2 protein-coding genes are annotated in these 505 nt (G+C 75.0%); both read left to right on the top strand.

Features of this window, described 5'->3' with window-relative positions; all coding sequences use genetic code 11:
- The coding region (locus GTW43_RS11680; protein WP_161301584.1) for an ABC transporter permease subunit at window positions 1-360 on the top strand (360 nt) is incomplete at its 5' end.
- Window positions 243-505 (top strand): ATP-binding cassette domain-containing protein (locus tag GTW43_RS38475; RefSeq protein ID WP_343245971.1); only part of this gene is annotated, 263 nt, incomplete at its 3' end. The genes GTW43_RS11680 and GTW43_RS38475, both read left to right, overlap by 118 nt.

Raw genomic sequence — 505 nt, 5'->3', positions numbered from 1 at the left:
CTGCGCTCGCGCCCCTACGTCGACGCGGCGATCTCGGGCGGGGCGTCCCGCCGGCGGATCGCCGTGCGGCACCTGCTGCCCGGCGTCCTGCCGCAGGCCGCGCTCGCCGCGGCCCTCATGGTGCCGCACGCCATCTGGCACGAGTCCGCGCTGTCCTTCCTCGGCCTCGGACTCCCGGCCCACCAGGCGAGCCTCGGCAGCCTCGTCCAGTCGGCCCGCGGGTCGCTGCTCGCCGGCGACTGGTGGCCGACGCTCTTCCCCGGCCTGTTCATCATCGTTCCGACCCTCGCCGTCGCGGGCCTCGCGGGAGCCTGGCGCGAACGGCTCAACCCGCGCCGCCGATCGGAGTTGAGTCTGTGACCCCCGTCCTCTCGGTCCACGACCTGTCGGTGCGGTTCCGCATGCGCGACGGCGCGTACGTGCGGGCCGTCAGCGACGTCTCCTTCGACCTCGCGGCGGGGGAGTGCCTCGCCCTCGTCGGCGAGTCCGGCTGCGGCAAGTCCGT

This window comes from Streptomyces sp. SID5785 (genome assembly GCF_009870065.1).
Classification (GTDB): domain Bacteria; phylum Actinomycetota; class Actinomycetes; order Streptomycetales; family Streptomycetaceae; genus Streptomyces.
This window is presented reverse-complemented; position numbering and strand designations above follow the sequence as displayed.